The organism is Shinella sp. WSD5-1 (genome assembly GCF_963942435.1).
In the GTDB taxonomy this organism is placed as follows: domain Bacteria; phylum Pseudomonadota; class Alphaproteobacteria; order Rhizobiales; family Rhizobiaceae; genus Shinella; species Shinella yambaruensis.
On sequence record NZ_OZ012604.1, the window covers coordinates 81,598 to 97,701 of the forward strand.

Consider the following 16,104-nt stretch of genomic DNA (forward strand, 5'->3'; position numbering starts at 1 on the left):
TGACCCCGGCACGGACAAAACAGACTTGAGTAAGTCCCGCAATTAAAGGGCCGGAACACAAACGTCTAAATCAGTCCAAGTTTTTATCCGCATCCCCGTTCGCCGCGCTCACAATCAACACACTCGCCATGGTAAGTTGCCCGCTAGTTCAAGAAGATTCATTCTCGCGTCATTTTCATAAGGTTCAAGAACCGCGCCCTCCGCCCATTCGTTCCATGCGTTCACGAACAGGAAAGGCACAGATGAATCGCCACGGGTGTATTTGGCGGCGCTAGCATGTGCCGCCAGTCGGACCCATCGCCCAAACTCTGCCGGAGACGCCCCGTAAAGTATATGCGCTCTCCGCTCCCTTCGGGCCGAATTATCCCAGTCGGGGCAGACGCCCGGCTGCAGCTTCCTGAATGTATCAAGCGCGGCTATGGACTGTTCACGGACCGAGGTATAACTCTCGAAAAAATCTTCTTTACTCGGATCTTTCAGGTCTGGAATCTCAGCCGGCGTCATTAGGGTACGAGGGGATTTGCGTGGAGTACGATGGGGCGGAAACTGGACAATAAAATCCACAAGCTGTTCCCATTCGAATTTGAATTCGTCGTTATAGGTAGTGCCGAGATATATCTCGACACCGAGGATTTCGTGCATTTCGCGTCGGATTTGATCGATAGCTAGAGCAGGATCAGGTAGCTTATTGAGCTGATAGATCATGAAGACCGGTTTGCCCTGCACCCGAATATACCGGTGATCACAACAGGCTGCGATCAGATCGGCGACGATGAGTGAGATGGTTTGATCGGAATAGTCCTGCTTGAGATTGACATCATCCGATCTCCCATCCCATGCGCGGGTCCAGTCCTCATTTGCCCAGCAATAGAAAAAGCGAAGCTGAATGCACGAGTTTGCGAGAAGAACATCCGTGGGCTGTTCCATTAAACGCTGATCACCAAATCGATAGTAGTAAAATGCCATCCCGAAGACCCCATAAAGCTCGGCTAGCTCCCCCTGTGCTTTTAGTGTCTCTTTAGTGCGCAAGTCATAATACCCTAGATCTCCCGGCAGACGCGGCTGATGGTGTCCGGCAAAACGCGGACGTCCTTTCACGACATTGCGCCATTCGGAGAAACCGGCTCCCCACAACTTGTCGTTTATTGTGAAGGGATGGAACTGGGGCAGATAAAAAGCGATAGGTATAATACTAGGTTCAACCGTCTTATGGCCGCTGATTGTCGCCGATATATAGGTCGCGATCTCTGCTGGCATCAATGGTAGAGCAAAATCCGCCAGCATATAGACCAACGCTGATGGCACGATACGCCCCGGTATCGTGCCGAGTCTCTGCTGCATGACTGATTTTAGATTCTGCGAGTTGTCGGCCATAAGGCCTGTGGCCACGTCGCGTCGCAACATAGCGGGAAAGCAAGCAGAGGCCATGGTCAGAATCACATCGTTGAAAGACGATTTCCCTGCTGCCTTTCGAAAATCATCGGCGACTTGGTCAGGCCAGACGGATTGGCTAGTCAACGCCGACTTGGTCATAATTGGCATGAAGGCCATGATCGCGGAGTCCGACAGCGCCGCTTTCGCAAGGTCATGCAAGGCACCTTTAGTGATTAGCGTGCCCGTCGCAATTAAGAAAACAAACTCGGACCGCAGTGCCGTTACCGGCATGTCAGTGACTATATCTTGCGGGCGTCTGCGCAAATGACGAGAGATCACCCCCTCAAGCGCTACTGACAACCCAGCCTCTATTGCGATAATCAACCGATCAAGTGAGCGGGCGACATTATAGAAGCGCTGTAAAGTCTGCGCCACAGCATCGGGCGCGTCAGTACTTTGTAGAATCAGGACCGTGTCGGTCGCGTCGTTGAATCGCATTTCGCTCGACAGTAACGGCTGAGGTTTCCTATGAACAACTTCGGCAATGCGTGGCATGACATCATCGTAAGGATGCGCGTGCTGGAAAATACGCAACTGCGGATCTGCGCGCAGACCCAACCCGTTGGCTGAAAGTGCGACTAGATCACTGTCCAGAGAAGATGCAGAAAGGGTGAACGCCAGCTCCGTGCCAACCTCAATATTCCCCAACTTCTCGGAGATTTCGCACCAGCGGTTCAGTACTTCTCCGGCCTTAGGATGGCGGAGGTCGAAAATAACTAGATCGAGGTCCAAGAGCTTTTGGTCCTGAATATCTGCGACTTGGTTAACTTTCCTAAGAAGGCCGACAGTAGGATAACGCCGGTCAATCCGTTCCACCTCGTTCTGAAGATGAGCCACTGACGGATGCCGGAACGCAGCGACCGCCCCCTTCTGCTCGAGCAATTTGACGATATGTCCAGAAATATCGCCTACGACTGAAACGTTCGGGGAAATCCAAATCGCGATATCTATATTCTTGGCTTCCTTGATTGCTTTAGCAATCCAACTGGTGCCGACACCAGCAGTCATAGCTCGAGCGGTCCAGTGGCCATAGACGGATTGCGCTGCTCGCAGGTTGTTTAGAAGAAAAATGTACTCCGCCCCCGTAAGCAAATGCTCATAAGGCAGGGGTTTGGCATTGGCACCGCCACTGAACACAGCTAAGCGCAACCCCGCAGGCGCTCTATCGGAACGCAGGTTTGGCATGTTGTCTGACCGGAAGCGTTCCAAAACCGGAGAGCTGTAGTTTTCAGGGTCCATCATGATCGAAGCTAACTTAAACGGTTGTGACGCTCGGACTTGCTGCGCGCGATAGCCGAGCTGACGGCAAATGAGCGCAAACGTTCGCTCGATCGCATGCGCTAATGTTCCGTCAACTTGCCCATTTTCTGGATCGAATTCGGAGAAGCTGAAATCGCCAGCGATTAGCGGAAGCAGAACTTCTCTACGAATGATGAAGAAGGATCCCGCAGGGAAGGGGCATAGGTCTGTTTCTTCAATCTTGACGCCCATGCGTGTCATTAGCCGTTTGCAGTTCTCGAAATTGGCGCCCCATTTGATCTGCTTGCGGATGCCGGGATGGTAGACGGGGAAGACCAAACCAAGTTTCGCATCGCACGCAAACATATCGATCAGGGCACTTGCATGCTCGCGTGACGCAAGCAAATGGTGTCCGAGCTGGGCAGCCCAATCGCTTTTTTCCGGTGTGTGATCGCTCCTCTTAGAATGCATGTGGTAGACGAGGTCATAAGGTAACAAATGCTTGCCGAAGCCGGCGATCATCGGGCCAAGATCGCGTCCGATATTCGGAAAATTCGCTACGATGACGCGCTTCACATTCTCAAGCCCCTCAAAACCAATCTCTGCCGTGACTACCTCTGACGCTCGTGGAACGCTGACATACAGGTCGTAGGGCACCGGAACGTTTCCAAGAAGCCTCCGAAAACTCTCAATCATGTCAACGTGGAACAGATGCAGATGAACTGCAATCTTGCCGGAAAAGCGTATAGGCTGTCCCGGGTAACTCGGTCTGATCACTTCGGCTGGGCCAATATGCGTTGAGCTAAGCGAGCCTGGTATTTCGAAGGCGGGTTCTGCAATCGGTACGTAAGTGGGATTCAGGCCTCCATTCATTCGAAGAATCGTGGTTGGATTGCGTAATGTTTGATTGCGCAAAGCGTAGAGGAGTGGATTATGCGAATCATGAGGCTTTGGTATAAAATAGGTACTAGGCGCTAAACCTTGGCGCCACCCTTGATTGCAGTAATGATCGGCCGGATCCAATCCCGCAATAGCGACTTCGGGATATTCTTTAAGATACCAGTCCGCGTCAAAAAGGAATGAACGACGAACAGCATCGATATCGTTACTAGTTGCGTATTTCTCCACAATTAAACCCTTCTGAACCACTATGTCTTTTGATGATTACATCAAGAACTTGGCTTTTATTGGTTAGTAAATTAAACTCATGCCAAACCTCTTTAACTGCCGCCTGCCTTGCCGCAAAAATACTGGAAGGTTTATCCACTAATTCATGAAGAGTATGAAGTGCGTCCACTTCTGTCTCGCATATCGTCAAAGCTGCGGGTTTGATGTCTCGCCGTGCGATGCTTTCCGCATCTGGTGCGATAACAACTGGTGTAATGCCAAGCGCCATCATCTGAAGAATGTAGCGGTCAGGCTGTCCGCGTAGAACCATGCCAACATCAGCATGAATGTTCTGTAGAAGCCATTTTGCGCGTTGGAAATAGCTATCGCATCCTAAGGGCCAATTATCGGCATTGAGCCAGTCTAGATGCGCGAACTCCTCAAAAACGGCGCCGATAATCCGGAGCTCAATGCGACCGGGTGAATGTCGCTCTATGATGTCAATCTGACGAATAAGTGCTGACAACTGCTTGGTGTCAGTCGCAGCATTATGTACGATCACAAACAGTCTAAGAGGTCCCTCAGAGGCGACCAGTACTCTTGGTACACGATACAGACGCCATATGCGTGGATCAAGCTTTGTTTCAATAGTCGTGACCTCCCTACCGTAATCCGAAGGAGATTTCCTGCCATCACCCCAAATCTCATCTGCGTAATAAACTGCTGCCTTAGAAGCTAGATTTCCATCAGCTGAAGCTATGTCTAGGATGATATGGCAACCTCGCTCATCCGCCTCCTTAACCGCGGAGATCATATCTTGCGTAATCGGATTACAATCCGGCCCCAGGATTAAGCAATCGATATTTGCAGCACGAACGTCCTCTGGCGACTCAAGACGGGAGATATTGATCAGACTCAGCGCGTGATCCGTCGTGAGCGGAGAGAAAATCCTCTCTATCGTAAGATCTAGAGCTTTAGGATCGCTCCAAGGCGCGACGATACCAACGTTGTATAAAGCTGGCCCAGACTGCACTTTTATACGCGAACTCGCCGCTTCTGTAGAGATATTTGGTGATAAGTATTTTCTGATCCACTCAATGATTGCCCCGGCACGATCATCGAAACTATGCCATTTGCGCACAGTTTCCGCTAGCGAAAGTCTTTTCGCATCATTTCTGGTGACCTTGTTCGACGCCACTGCATTCTTCAACTCATCTGCCGACGACACACAGACTACCGCATCACCAAACAGCGTCTCGATAGATTGCATTCTATCACTGATCAACTGCCCCCCGGCCGCAAGAACGTCGAAGATTCGATTCGAAACGATCCCGAAATCGCGCATCGACTCCCAGTGATCATTCAGCACGAATGCCGCGCTGCCATAAAGTTTTGCGAGTTCCTTATTGGGAGCGTTTGTCGCAATAATCCTTTCTGCATTGAGATAGGGCTCCCAATCTTGTCCAATAACCTCAAGTGGCAGATTGGCGTCCACAGCCCAACGAACGATCTGACGATACTCGCGACGAGAATTGCCGATAAAAATGCCGTAATTTGCCTTAACGGAAATTCCCTCCCCGCCTGCGGTCGTAGTCTGTTCTATGAAAGGCATAAAGCGATCAGGGTCAGTGCACTGCCAAAGCGTTTGGACTTGCCTTCCGAGCAGCGCTGAGAGTAATTCCGAGTAAGAACTCGATGCGACGAAAATACCCTGATAACTATTGTATTCTTCTGGCGTAACTGAGTCGGGGTGGCTGATGACCCAAAGCAAATTCAGATGGGTGGGGCGTGGTTTATAGGCTTCCAGGCCACGTAGCATAATCACGACATCATCTGCGATGACTGGATGACTATACCATTGTCCACGGAAATCAATGCGGACTCGATGTCCAAGTCTTTCGAACGCCTCAGCCAGTGACTCGGCATAATGAAAATCACCCCAAGCGTTCCTGTCAGCATAGGGAGCAAAAATTTTAATTGCGATGTTAAAGCCAATTTTTCCTACAGCGTCCGATATCTTGCAGTCCATCGCGTTCCGAAAATGGACTAGTTTGTATGATACGATAGGCTGTGATGTCGTAATGCGGCCCATATCAGTGTGATCTTCGGAATAGATACAGCCAATGAATGGAGCATAAAATACATCCTCATTCCGTGTGTAACGCAGAATAAGATCCCAATCGACCATTCGGCGCAAATCTTCATCAAACTTACCATATGCGTCGATAAAATCACGGCGATGGCAGAAAACATTCATATCCACATAGTTTTGCGCCAAGCAGGACTCCCAATCAAAGGCTTCACCTCGATAGCCTATCAAGTAACCATTGGGAGATTGGAGGCGGGCCCCCGCATAACCGCAGCGGGCACCAGATTGACGAATGCTATGAACCATTAGCCAAATAAAGTGTGGAGTCCATGTGTTATCAGAATCTAGATAGAATATAATTTCTCCATTAGCTTCATTTAGGCCAATATTTCGCGCTCTGCTCACTCCTTTATGGTTTGACTTAAATAACTTTATCCTTTTGTCAGAATATTTTGAGATGACATCAAGCGTATTATCCGTGCTTCCATCGTCAATTATAAGTAATTCTAAATTCCTCCACGACTGATTCAGGACAGATTCGATCGCTGCTCCGATCTTGGTACCTCGATTGTAGGCGGGCATGACAACAGAGACAAATTCGGAGTCGAAGTCATCTTGTGCGCATTGCTTTATGGCGGCCAAGAAGCGCTTCGTTTCTTGCACCTCGAAATTCAGCGACATCCGTGCGGGTTCCCCGACTACTTTTTCATTCAGCCGCCAAGAAAGATAAGCTTTGGCCGATATGGCGTCGGGCCATATATCCTCGTGCAAGAGATGGGTTGACGCGAGTACCGCGGGATCGGTCTCGGGTGCATCAAGATAAGCTGGAAGGATAACGCGTCCTTCGGATCGCCCCCACCGTTCATAATGGGCAAGCGGATTCATTCCGGATCTAAGAACATCTGGATGATTTTGAACATAAAATCTTGTACTAAACTCAGGAGATGGGTTTAAAAATTGTGTAGCTCCAGTTATTATATAGTGCTCTTCTGGTCTATTCTTTGATCTTTTAACCTCAGGATAGGACTCTTTATACCATTCTGCATTAAAAAGACGTGACTCAGAAACACATTTTATCTCATCTTGTTGACGATAAGAGAATTCTTCTTTGTTCTCTTCACTTTCCAAGGTCGTGCTATCCTGCCCCTTGGCCGGAATAGGTATCGTAGCGTCAAGTCTCTGGGTATTCGCGAGGTGAACGAGTGGGCAAACGTCACCCCCGCGCAACTGCGGATTCATTATAAGATAGTCATTTAAACAAAAATTCGGGCCTGGGTCGCGACCAAGCCTCCAACCAATCCAGAGATAGTGTTCGGCCGCTCCAAACTGCATCAGACGAACATCTGGATAGGCGTCAAGATACCAGTCAGCATCAAAGAATTCGCTTCTCTCTACGATTTCGAGTGGGGTAGGCTTGTCTGATGTCATTGATATATCTTATCCCTTTTCTTTAAGCGCTCGGATCGTATTGTTAAATTCGGTTCCACGCTGAATAGTAAAATTCAGAAAAGAAGCTGATGTATTTCGCTAAAGGTACTTATCTGGCACTTGCGATGCTGGATAACGAAACGCGTACCTCACTTTGCATCTTTGTGGAAGACCGTTCTTTCCCGGCCATTCCTCGTTCGACTTTGGTTATGGCATCGTCCATCCAGATCGATCTGGCTCGTGAGGCCCTGTGCGCGATTGAGGTGCGACCCCATAGCGCCATCGGCAACAAACCACCGATAGCACTTATGAATGGCTCTGGCGTACCCCATCCGCCATGAGCTTAAGCCCGGAAAACCCTCCAGCCAGGTGTCCAAGATCAGGGAGCACCGCACTTTGTTTATCGCCAGCGCCTTTCAAAGTGTAGCATCTTTGGTATCAGTACGGTCGGATCGGAGTGCCGGCGGTCATAGGCTGGATTAATTGCAGGATCTTGGAAGGCTTCTGTCTTGTGAAGGTGTCGCAAGTTGTCCTTCTCTCGTTCAAAGCGGGCTCGTCGCTCACCGGAAAGATCAGAGCCGCGTGATGCGGATTCGTGGTGGTAGAGGCAGGCAAAGGGGGTCCACACGACGTTGAACCCTGCCTTGTGGGCTCTTAAGCAATAGTCCACATCGTTGTAGGCAACGGCAAAAGAGACCTCGTCCCAAGTACCGACGGACCGAACGCATTCACCTGAGAGTAGCATGGTGGCACCTGTCACGCAGGTCATCGAATTGCGCAGGTGAAGCCGGTTCAGAGGGCCACCGAAATTCCGGTTCTTGTTGAGGTACCAGTGGCCCGCCAGCCCACCGAAGCCTGCTATGACGCCGGCATGCTGGATCCTGCCGTTCGGGTAGAGTAGCTTTGCGCCCACCACGCCGGTTCTGGGGAAGGAGAGGCAGGACACCATCTCCTTCAGCCAGCTGGGCTCGATTACTTCGATATCGTTGTTGAGGATGAGATAGTGCTCGCCGCTGGCAAGCGAAATGCCCTTGTTGACCGCACGGGCAAAATTGAACGTTACAGGCTCGATATAAACGGAAAAGGCTGGGAAGCGCATGGAATAGAATTTGTAAAGGTCCAGCACGCGGATGTCGGTTGTTCCGTTGTCGATCACGATAACCTCCAGGGCCGGATAATCCGTCTTCTCGAAGAGGTCGCTTAGCACGCGGGATATGAGGTCATAGCTGTTGCGGCTCGGAATGATGACCGAGAGCCTGGGCCAGTCCGTTGCGGCGCGGTCGAACAGGACGCGGTGCAGGGTCTCGGTAATCGCGCCCTCGACGCGGACCGGTATGCCTTCGCGGGCAAAGCGGTCGGCGATGGCGGTTCGCGCCGCTTTCGTCGCCGCATCGAGGAATTTTCGGGAATAGGTGTGGCCCGTGCGCCGCCACCAATAGGCGGGGTAGGGCAGGTGGAGCACCTGGTTCCGCGCAGTTCCTTCGAGATAGCGTAGCAGCAGGTCGTAGTCCTGCGAGCCGTCATAGCCCGTCCGCAGGTTGCCGATCCCGGCAAGGCGATCCCGTCGGTAGAAGGAGAAGTGGTTGATATAGTTCACGCCGGTCAGAAGAACGGGATCATAGGCCGGCTTCAGCATCAGCCCGGTCGCCTGCAGTGCGTCATCAACGACGAGCTCATCCGTATAGAGGAACAGCGCATCCGGATTGCGCGCGAGCGCCTCTCGGACGAGGCGGAGCGCATGGGGAGCGATGACGTCGTCGTGGTCGAGAAGTGTAACCCAGCGCCCGCCCGCCTTGGCAAGGCCAGCATTCGTCGCGTTCGCGATGCCGCCATTGGCCGCATTGCGAATAATTCTGATGGCGGCCTGCGGCGGCGGCTTCGCCAGCCATCGCCTTGTTTCCTGCGATGTTGAGGCGTCGTCGCTGAGGATCAGCTCGGCACCCGCCTCCTTCTGCGCCAGGAAAGACTGGACGAGATCGTCCAGATAGCGCGCCGAGGTATTGTAAATGGGAACGACGATGCTGAGCCAGGGGCTGTTCCCGGCCGGAAGCGCCATTGGTGCCTGGGCCTCAGCCAGGGCGTAGCACGCATCGGAATAGCGGGAGGCAAGGTTCGCCCGCCGACGGAACGACAGGCGCGGGACCGGCAATTTGAGACGCGGCAGGCGGCCAAGGTCGATTATGTTGGTATGGTCCCCGACGCGAGTAAGGGTGCGTACACAGGCCTGTGCCTCGGCGGCCGTTCCGAAAGCGCGGGCATCGAAGGTCAGTCTTGTTGGAAAGCTCGCCGGGTCCACTCGGAGGCTCTGGATGAGGCCGTAGCACCCAACATCCGCTTGGATCAAGAACGTGCGCGCCGGAGGGATTACCACGGCATCCTTTTCCCGGAAGCCAAAGCCGCGATCAACATAAATCTTCGGATCGATGTCTTCTTCATCGCAGGTTAGCAACAAGACGAGATATGGATTGCGGCGGATTGGCAGGATGATATGGAAGACTGGGTCGTCGCCCGTGCTTTCCCATTGGCATGGTTTCTCGTTTGCCACTTTTTGCAGATCGTTCTTAGCGATGATGTGCAGGGCCATGGGTCGTCAGCCTTCTAGCATAATCCGGCGAAAAACTCGTTCCATAAGGAGGCCGAGGCAGAGGGAAGTCATTCCGAAGCCGATGAGATACTCCTTGTCTAGAATCCGATCGCTGTAACCTTCGTAATACGCAATCCGCATCCACTCGACAGCATGGAGAACCGGGTTGAAAGATAGGGGATGGAGAATTGACTCCGGAAGTGCGGCAGCGACGAAGAGTGTGCCTGATAGGATATAGATCAGGATCATAAAAAGTGCGTAGACTGTAGCAAAGAAATTAAAAACCATGGTGATGACGCCCGCGACTAACCCAACCCCGATGGCAAGCAGGAGAAGTGCCAGATAGGCATAGAAGGCTTGGAAGGGGTCCCGGGGGAAGGGGTTGTCGCCAGACAGTAGCAGGATGGCGAAGACAGAAAAGAGCGTCAGGAAGGCTGCGATGACTTCGAGGAACGCACGAGCAGCCATGATGTCGAGGACCTTCACCACTGGAAAAGCAAGCATTGGCCGGTTCAGGATGAGAGACAGTGACATGAACCTTGAAACGTACATGAAAGTGAACGTAGGGATAAGCCCGGTAATGAAAAAAACCGGCATACTATCGCCGAACGGAGCGGTTCGCCCGAACAGTCTATAGATCCCGATCAGGATCAACATGTGTGCAAGCGGCCAAAGAGAGACTATCAAGAAGCCGAGGCCGTGGTTGAAGAAGCGCGTCCGCATGTCACGCAGCATGACGGCCGTCATGACATTGCGTTTCTCGCGCAAGGCGTCGAGGATCGACTGTCGATCACTTGTCATAAAGATACCTGTTTGGGTGAAAAGCGAGGCCCGGAAAGCTCGGTTGCGACACTGCACGCATGGTCGCCATCGACGCCATCGTTGCCGCTCGCGCCCGTTCCCGAAGGAAGGGGTCGCTGGCCAAGCGATCGATTTTCAGCCTCCATGCCTCTGGACTGTGGTCGGCGAAAATTTCGCCAGGCATGGCGCATCTACGGTAGATATCGCAGTTCGAATAGATTGCAGCCGCCTGCATGCGGCTAACGTCGATGCGCTTCGTGTCGGATCTTCTATCATTCGTTTTGCTTGGTAACAATGGAACGAGGGCAATATCGACATGCTCCGCCGCAGTTTTCTGAAAATAATCCGGCCATGGCAGGGGGGAGCATATCCTCAAGCGCGCCGGATCGATTGTAAGGTCGTTCCACCACCGGATAGGTGCACCATCTGCGATCACTTCGAACGAGAGGAACGTGTGGCGTGCCAGCATCTCGACAACGATCGGGATCAGGAAGCGGTGTTCAGAAAAATGAGCGCCCGTGGCATGAAAGACTACGCGCACGATATCCTTCGCGGCTGACCGTGTCCCGGTTGAGCGATAGTGCTCCTGCCTAGGCCGTGGTGGCAGGATGGATCCTACCAACCCATCTTGCGCCAGCGCCTCCGCCAACGCTTCTGTCGAGGTCCATAGATGGGTGAGAAGGCCGTTGAGCAGGGGCAATGGCAGGATACCCATGCCCAAAAGATAGGCCCGGTAGTCCAGCGGTCCGTCTTTGGAAGCAACCATGGCAGCAATATCGTCGTCGATGAATAGGCCGATGCCGGAAAGGTCGCAACGATGACGGAACAACCAGATCAGCTGTCGCGGTTTGACGTAGCGACACAGAATCACGAATGTTCCACTTGGATCGAGGTCATCGAGCTTGGCATCGAGAGCGCGGATTTCCACCGGTACGGCCAATTCGCGAAGACGATCCTCAATATAATAAGAAAAGCTCGGACTACCCGGCTTCGTCAGGACAAGAAGGCGCCGGATTTCGGTGCTGCTGACAAACTCACTTGCACGCTGCGCCGCCGGCTTCGGCAGCGCAGCATAAAGTCTTTCACGCGCGGTCTGGCCTAGATGCATGACACGGAGTTAATGGGACATGTAGTTGCGAAGCACGTTGAGTAGACCGAGAGTCACGCTCCAGGCCAGGAGGCTCGCGATAGCGGTCCCAATGATCCATAATAAACGCTTGGGATATTCCGCCTCTTCCGGAGGCCGCGGCTTCAGGAAGGTGTCAAGATAGAGCAACTGCTGCTGGCTTGTGAACTGGACCTGCTCAAAGGCCTTCACGCTTGAAGAAAACTGCTGTACGGCAAGGCTTTCCGCCAGCTGAAGCTGGGAGAAATCGAGTAAGACATCTGCAAGGTTTGCGTTTTTGGCAGTTTCGCCGGCGAGTTGAGCGCGAAGTTGCGCAACTTGCTCTTCTTTGCTGTGGATGTCCCGAAGAAGGACGCGCATCTGCGGGGCGTTCTTCGAGACGACGACGCTCTGCGAATCGTAGCGCTGTTGCAGTTTCAGCCGCTCGCCTTCGACGGTGCTGATAAGATTGGATAGGATCAGCGAACTGCCTTCCACGGTCAGCACGCCGCTGCGGTTGCGGGCGGCCTGAAGCTCTTCACGGGCCTTGCGCAGTTGGATGGTCGCCGCGTCAAGGTTCGTACGAGTGGTCGCGGTGATGTCGCTCCACATGCGGTCGTTGACTCGGTTGACCATGATCTCGGAGGCGGAGACCACCTTGTCGAGAATCCGGTGGGAGGTTTCCGGGGTGAAAGCCCGGACTTTCACCGTCACGATGCCACTCGCCGGATTAATCACGGTCGACACCATATCCTGCCAGTAGTCGAGGCGATCCTCGATAGTTGCATCGTCGGGAAGGCGGGCCCAGATGTCAATGGCTGGGTCGGAATACATGGCTTTAAGGCCAACTTCCTCCTCTAAGAGTTCGAGCATGTCACGACTCTCAATGTAGTTCGTGACCATTTGCGTGTCCTGCACGATCTTTGCCTTGGGAATGCCGGTGACCTTCGCCATCTGGTCCTTGCCGATAGCGGGTGTCGACGAGCGGACGGTGAACCGTGCTTCCGTCTGGAACTGGTCGGAGGCGAGATAGCCGAAATAGAAGACCGAAAGGGCGTTTGGTACGAGCAGGTAGAAGATGGTGACCAGCAAGATGGCGGTAGCAAAGAGTCGTTCCGAAAGCTGCGGCCGCAAGCCGACGGCCTTGTAGAGGGCGCTGCGGCTAGATGTGGAGAAACGTAGCTTGCGGGCGGTAGCCGACAGGCGCGTGGCCATGTCCTGGCTTGCCGCTAGGCCACCTTTCCCCCGCGGGACGTCCTTTTCGTATGTCAGTCGTTCGGTCATTTCTTTGCCTGTCCGATGCCCGCTCCTGTCAGCGGTTGAGTCGGTAGTAGGTTTCAATAGCCTCGTCCACTTTGTCGAAAACCATTAACCGGCCATCGACTAGCAGCATACCCTTGTCACAATAGCTTTTAATCGTGTCCATGCTATGCGAGATCATGATGATATCGGCATTCTTACGGCGATTTTCGAATGCGTCACGGCATTTCTTCTGAAAGCGCGCGTCCCCGACGGCTGTGATCTCATCGACGAGGTAGCAGTCGAATTCGATCGCCATGGAGAGGCCGAAGGCGAGCCGAGCGCCCATGCCGGAGGAATAGGTCCGCACCGGCGCGTTGATATAGTCGCCGAGCTCGGCAAAATCCTCGACGAAACTGGCGACCCGGCGCACGTTTTCCCCATAGGCGCGGGCGACGAAGTTCAGGTTTTCCCGTCCGGTCATGGCAGGATGGAAGCCGCCGGAGAAGCCGAGCGGCCAGGAGACCCGCAGGTCCTTCCATATCCGGCCGCCATTGGGCAGCATCGTGCCGGCAATTATCCGCATCGTCGTCGACTTACCCGCCCCGTTCACCCCCAGGATGCCATAGGAATAGCCCTGCTGGAATTCGACGCTCACCCGGTCGAGGATCGTCTTGCGGTGCTGCTGGGTCCTAAAATGCTTCGAGACGTTGCTAAACCGGATCATGTGCGCTTCAAAGTCGGTGATCTTCGATAGATGCCCAAGCCAGCGACAGCGTGGCCCAAAGGACGAATAGAAAGAAGAGCGTGAGGACGGGCGTCATTACCCGCTTGGGATAGAGTGCCTCCTCCGGCAGCATTGGCCGCACGAAAACGGTGAGATAGAGAGCCTTACGCATGGCTGCCGCCAGTGACATCTCGTAGTGATGGCGCGTCGCCTCGTAGAGTTTCTCCGCCACCATCCGGTCGGTCTCAAGCCGTGCGAAGGTGTTCAACGTATTGGCGTAGGATTCCACTTCCTTGCCGGTCATCTGATTGCGCAGCTCCTCAATCTGGGCCTCGATGCTCTTTCTGCCGAGAACGAGTTGCCGGTAGGTTGGGGAATCGATGCCGTTCGACTGCTGGATCACGAAAAGACGGCTGTCGAGTTCGAGCTTCTGCGCTATGAGTCCGGTTAGGAGCTTGCCTGTCTGTTCGGCCTGCGCTTCAGGACTGAGCAAGCCGGCTTCCTTCTGGAAGCGGTTAAGTTCGGCCAAGGCCTCCCCATAGATCTTGCCAGTGCGCTCGACCTCGGTAAGGACGCTTGCGATCATGTCGTTGCGCGAGCGCGTCGAAAGTTCGTTGATGAGTTTTTCACTCTCATCGAGAATAGCATTGGCGAGCTTGATGGAGTCCTCGGGGCTGAAGGTGCGCACACGCAGGACGACGATACTGGACGGGCCGTCAATATAGGTGGAAACTTGGTGGTTCCAGTAGTTTAGGAACTCCTCGGCGGAATCGCGGGGATCGAATTCCGCATAGAAGTCCGAACCGTCGCGAACGAACATCGCCTTATAATCGAGATGGTTGCCAATCCGTCGGAGGATTTCGGTCGAATGGATGAAGCTGGTGACCACATAGGCATCCTGGGAGGCGGGCGACATCTTGAGGATGCTGACGTCGCTCTCGTCCTCAGTCTCTTCGTCCGCCAAGGAACGGACGGCAAAGCGGGCCTCCGCGGTATACTGGTCGGCCGCGACGAAGGCATAGTAAATCACGCTCGCGAGAAACGGCACGAGCACGATCAGGCTGAAGACGATGAGGCGCCAAGGCGTTCGGCCACCGGCTTTCGGCATGGACTGCGGCCGATCCTGCACGCGAGAATATTCGACGGTCTCCACGCTTGACGAGAGCGCCGGCGTACTCGCGCCCTGCGGCTCAGCAACCATATCGTCGATGACGGGTCCTGCTCTTGAAAGCTCGTCAATTTTGGTCTTTGTCATGGGAACCTGCCGTCATTCGGCGCTAAAGACATGCGAGGCGGCGGCCTCTTGCACATAGTGATGTAAAATCAAGTCTGTTTCCAGCAGGCCTTCCGCCATGGGCAGGCGCCGGAGCCGGGTGGCGATCGCATCGAGGATGGAATGCCGGCTCACGGAAGGAATGTCCTCCAGAGGCAGCTCCAGCAGTTCGGCGAGTGCGCTTTCGAAATGCAGCGGCACTCCATCCTGGCCGACCACGGCAAAGCGCGACAGCAGATCGATCGCAGGCGCGACATCCCGGCGCGATACCGGCTGGTCCGGGGTGGAACGGGCGAGCTGGCGGGTCGCCGGCGAGACGAAGACGTCGCGTATCCTGGGGCCCGCCGTCTGCAGGGCCTTCTTGAGCGAGCGCTCGTCGTCGAGAGCGACCTCCGCGAAATGCGCGGCGGCGGACGCCAGCGCGAGCCGATCGCGTTCGCCGAGAATGCTGATCTGGGTTTGGGAAAGCCGTTTGAGCAGGGCGAGTCGACTGGCCATTTCATAATAGGGATCGGGCAAATAACCGACCACCTGGAAACCCTTGTCGAAAAATTCCTCGAAATTGCGCAAATGAAGACGGCCGCTCAGATAGATCGAATCGACAGCATTAAGGTGGAAGGCCTGCAGGGCGGTCTCCTGGCCGAAGCGCTCCAAGCCTGTCAGCTCGTACTGGAAGTGCTTGCCGCAATGATGGTCGAGCTTCAACAGCGGCAGCATTTGGAATTCCATGCGGAAGACCTTCAGGGGAACTTGGTGCCGTGCCCCGGGACGGCGATAAACGAGGATGCCGCTCCTGACATCGCGGATCTCCAGCAGCCGGCGGGCCGCCAGCCCCGGCAATATCGTATCGTCGAGACGGAAACCGACTAGGCCGGTCTCGTGCCGTCCCGACTGGACGACGGCCGGGCGCGGCTCTGCGCATTTCATCCGCAGGAGTTCCCCCTCCTCGCCGAGAACGCGGATGGCGGGCTGGTCCGAGAAACCATCCGGGATGAGGTATCCTTCAAGGACATCGCCATGGTCGAATTCGAGGTTGAACAGCAAAACGTCTTCCCATTTCACCAGCTGGCGGCCGATC

General features: G+C 54.1%; 10 protein-coding genes. 1 reads left to right on the top strand and 9 read right to left on the bottom strand.

The window, feature by feature from the left end; genetic code table 11:
- Window positions 1-114: 114 nt before the first annotated feature.
- Together AABQ55_RS35275 and AABQ55_RS35280 are read right to left on the bottom strand one after the other, a co-directional pair.
- Window positions 115-3,801 (bottom strand): glycoside hydrolase family 99-like domain-containing protein, encoded by a 3,687-nt coding sequence (locus tag AABQ55_RS35275; protein ID WP_272809421.1) that lies wholly within the window; start codon window positions 3,799-3,801, stop codon window positions 115-117.
- Window positions 3,782-7,297 (bottom strand): glycosyltransferase, encoded by a 3,516-nt coding sequence (locus AABQ55_RS35280; protein WP_272809420.1) that lies wholly within the window; start codon window positions 7,295-7,297, stop codon window positions 3,782-3,784. The genes AABQ55_RS35275 and AABQ55_RS35280 overlap by 20 nt, the downstream gene beginning before the upstream one ends.
- An 89-nt stretch (window positions 7,298-7,386) precedes the next feature.
- Here AABQ55_RS35280 and AABQ55_RS35285 point away from each other — a divergent pair, with 89 nt between their 5' ends.
- Window positions 7,387-7,638 (top strand): hypothetical protein, encoded by a 252-nt coding sequence (locus AABQ55_RS35285; RefSeq protein ID WP_272809419.1) that lies wholly within the window; start codon window positions 7,387-7,389, stop codon window positions 7,636-7,638.
- A 59-nt stretch (window positions 7,639-7,697) separates the two neighbouring features.
- On the opposite strand, the gene AABQ55_RS35290 is transcribed toward AABQ55_RS35285, so the two are convergent.
- The 7 genes from AABQ55_RS35290 to AABQ55_RS35320 are packed head-to-tail and all read right to left on the bottom strand — an operon-like array spanning window position 7,698 to window position 16,070.
- A complete protein-coding gene (locus AABQ55_RS35290; RefSeq protein WP_272809418.1) occupies window positions 7,698-9,881 on the bottom strand; it encodes a glycosyltransferase in 2,184 nt (727 codons plus the stop codon).
- Between the two features lie 6 nt (window positions 9,882-9,887).
- Window positions 9,888-10,682 carry an ABC transporter permease gene (locus AABQ55_RS35295; protein ID WP_272809417.1) on the bottom strand — a complete coding sequence of 265 codons (795 nt, stop codon included), beginning with the start codon at window positions 10,680-10,682 and terminating at the stop codon, window positions 9,888-9,890.
- Window positions 10,672-11,790, bottom strand: coding sequence for a hypothetical protein (locus tag AABQ55_RS35300; RefSeq protein ID WP_272809416.1), 1,119 nt, complete (start codon window positions 11,788-11,790; stop codon window positions 10,672-10,674). Before AABQ55_RS35300 ends, AABQ55_RS35295 begins: the two co-directional genes overlap by 11 nt.
- A 9-nt stretch (window positions 11,791-11,799) precedes the next feature.
- Window positions 11,800-13,071: a capsule biosynthesis protein gene (locus tag AABQ55_RS35305; RefSeq protein ID WP_272809415.1), complete on the bottom strand. Its 1,272-nt coding sequence runs from the start codon at window positions 13,069-13,071 to the stop codon at window positions 11,800-11,802.
- A 28-nt stretch (window positions 13,072-13,099) separates the two neighbouring features.
- Window positions 13,100-13,753, bottom strand: a complete 654-nt coding sequence (locus tag AABQ55_RS35310; protein WP_272809414.1) for an ABC transporter ATP-binding protein — start codon at window positions 13,751-13,753, stop codon at window positions 13,100-13,102.
- A gap of 7 nt (window positions 13,754-13,760) precedes the next feature.
- Window positions 13,761-15,008 (bottom strand): capsule biosynthesis protein, encoded by a 1,248-nt coding sequence (locus AABQ55_RS35315; RefSeq protein WP_272809413.1) that lies wholly within the window; start codon window positions 15,006-15,008, stop codon window positions 13,761-13,763.
- Window positions 15,009-15,020: 12 nt separating this feature from the next.
- Complete coding sequence (locus AABQ55_RS35320; protein WP_272809412.1) at window positions 15,021-16,070, bottom strand: hypothetical protein; 1,050 nt, start codon at window positions 16,068-16,070, stop codon at window positions 15,021-15,023.
- Window positions 16,071-16,104 lie beyond the last annotated feature (34 nt).

Excerpts from the sequence above, each read along its gene's own strand:
- AABQ55_RS35280 (WP_272809420.1), bottom strand. The coding sequence starts at position 7,297 with ATGACATCAGACAAGCCTACCCCACTCGAAATCGTAGAGAGAAGCGAA.
- AABQ55_RS35285 (WP_272809419.1), top strand. The coding sequence starts at position 7,387 with ATGTATTTCGCTAAAGGTACTTATCTGGCACTTGCGATGCTGGATAAC.
- AABQ55_RS35290 (WP_272809418.1), bottom strand. The coding sequence starts at position 9,881 with ATGGCCCTGCACATCATCGCTAAGAACGATCTGCAAAAAGTGGCAAAC.
- AABQ55_RS35295 (WP_272809417.1), bottom strand. The coding sequence starts at position 10,682 with ATGACAAGTGATCGACAGTCGATCCTCGACGCCTTGCGCGAGAAACGC.
- AABQ55_RS35300 (WP_272809416.1), bottom strand. The coding sequence starts at position 11,790 with ATGCATCTAGGCCAGACCGCGCGTGAAAGACTTTATGCTGCGCTGCCG.
- AABQ55_RS35305 (WP_272809415.1), bottom strand. The coding sequence starts at position 13,071 with ATGACCGAACGACTGACATACGAAAAGGACGTCCCGCGGGGGAAAGGT.
- AABQ55_RS35310 (WP_272809414.1), bottom strand. The coding sequence starts at position 13,753 with ATGATCCGGTTTAGCAACGTCTCGAAGCATTTTAGGACCCAGCAGCAC.
- AABQ55_RS35315 (WP_272809413.1), bottom strand. The coding sequence starts at position 15,008 with ATGACAAAGACCAAAATTGACGAGCTTTCAAGAGCAGGACCCGTCATC.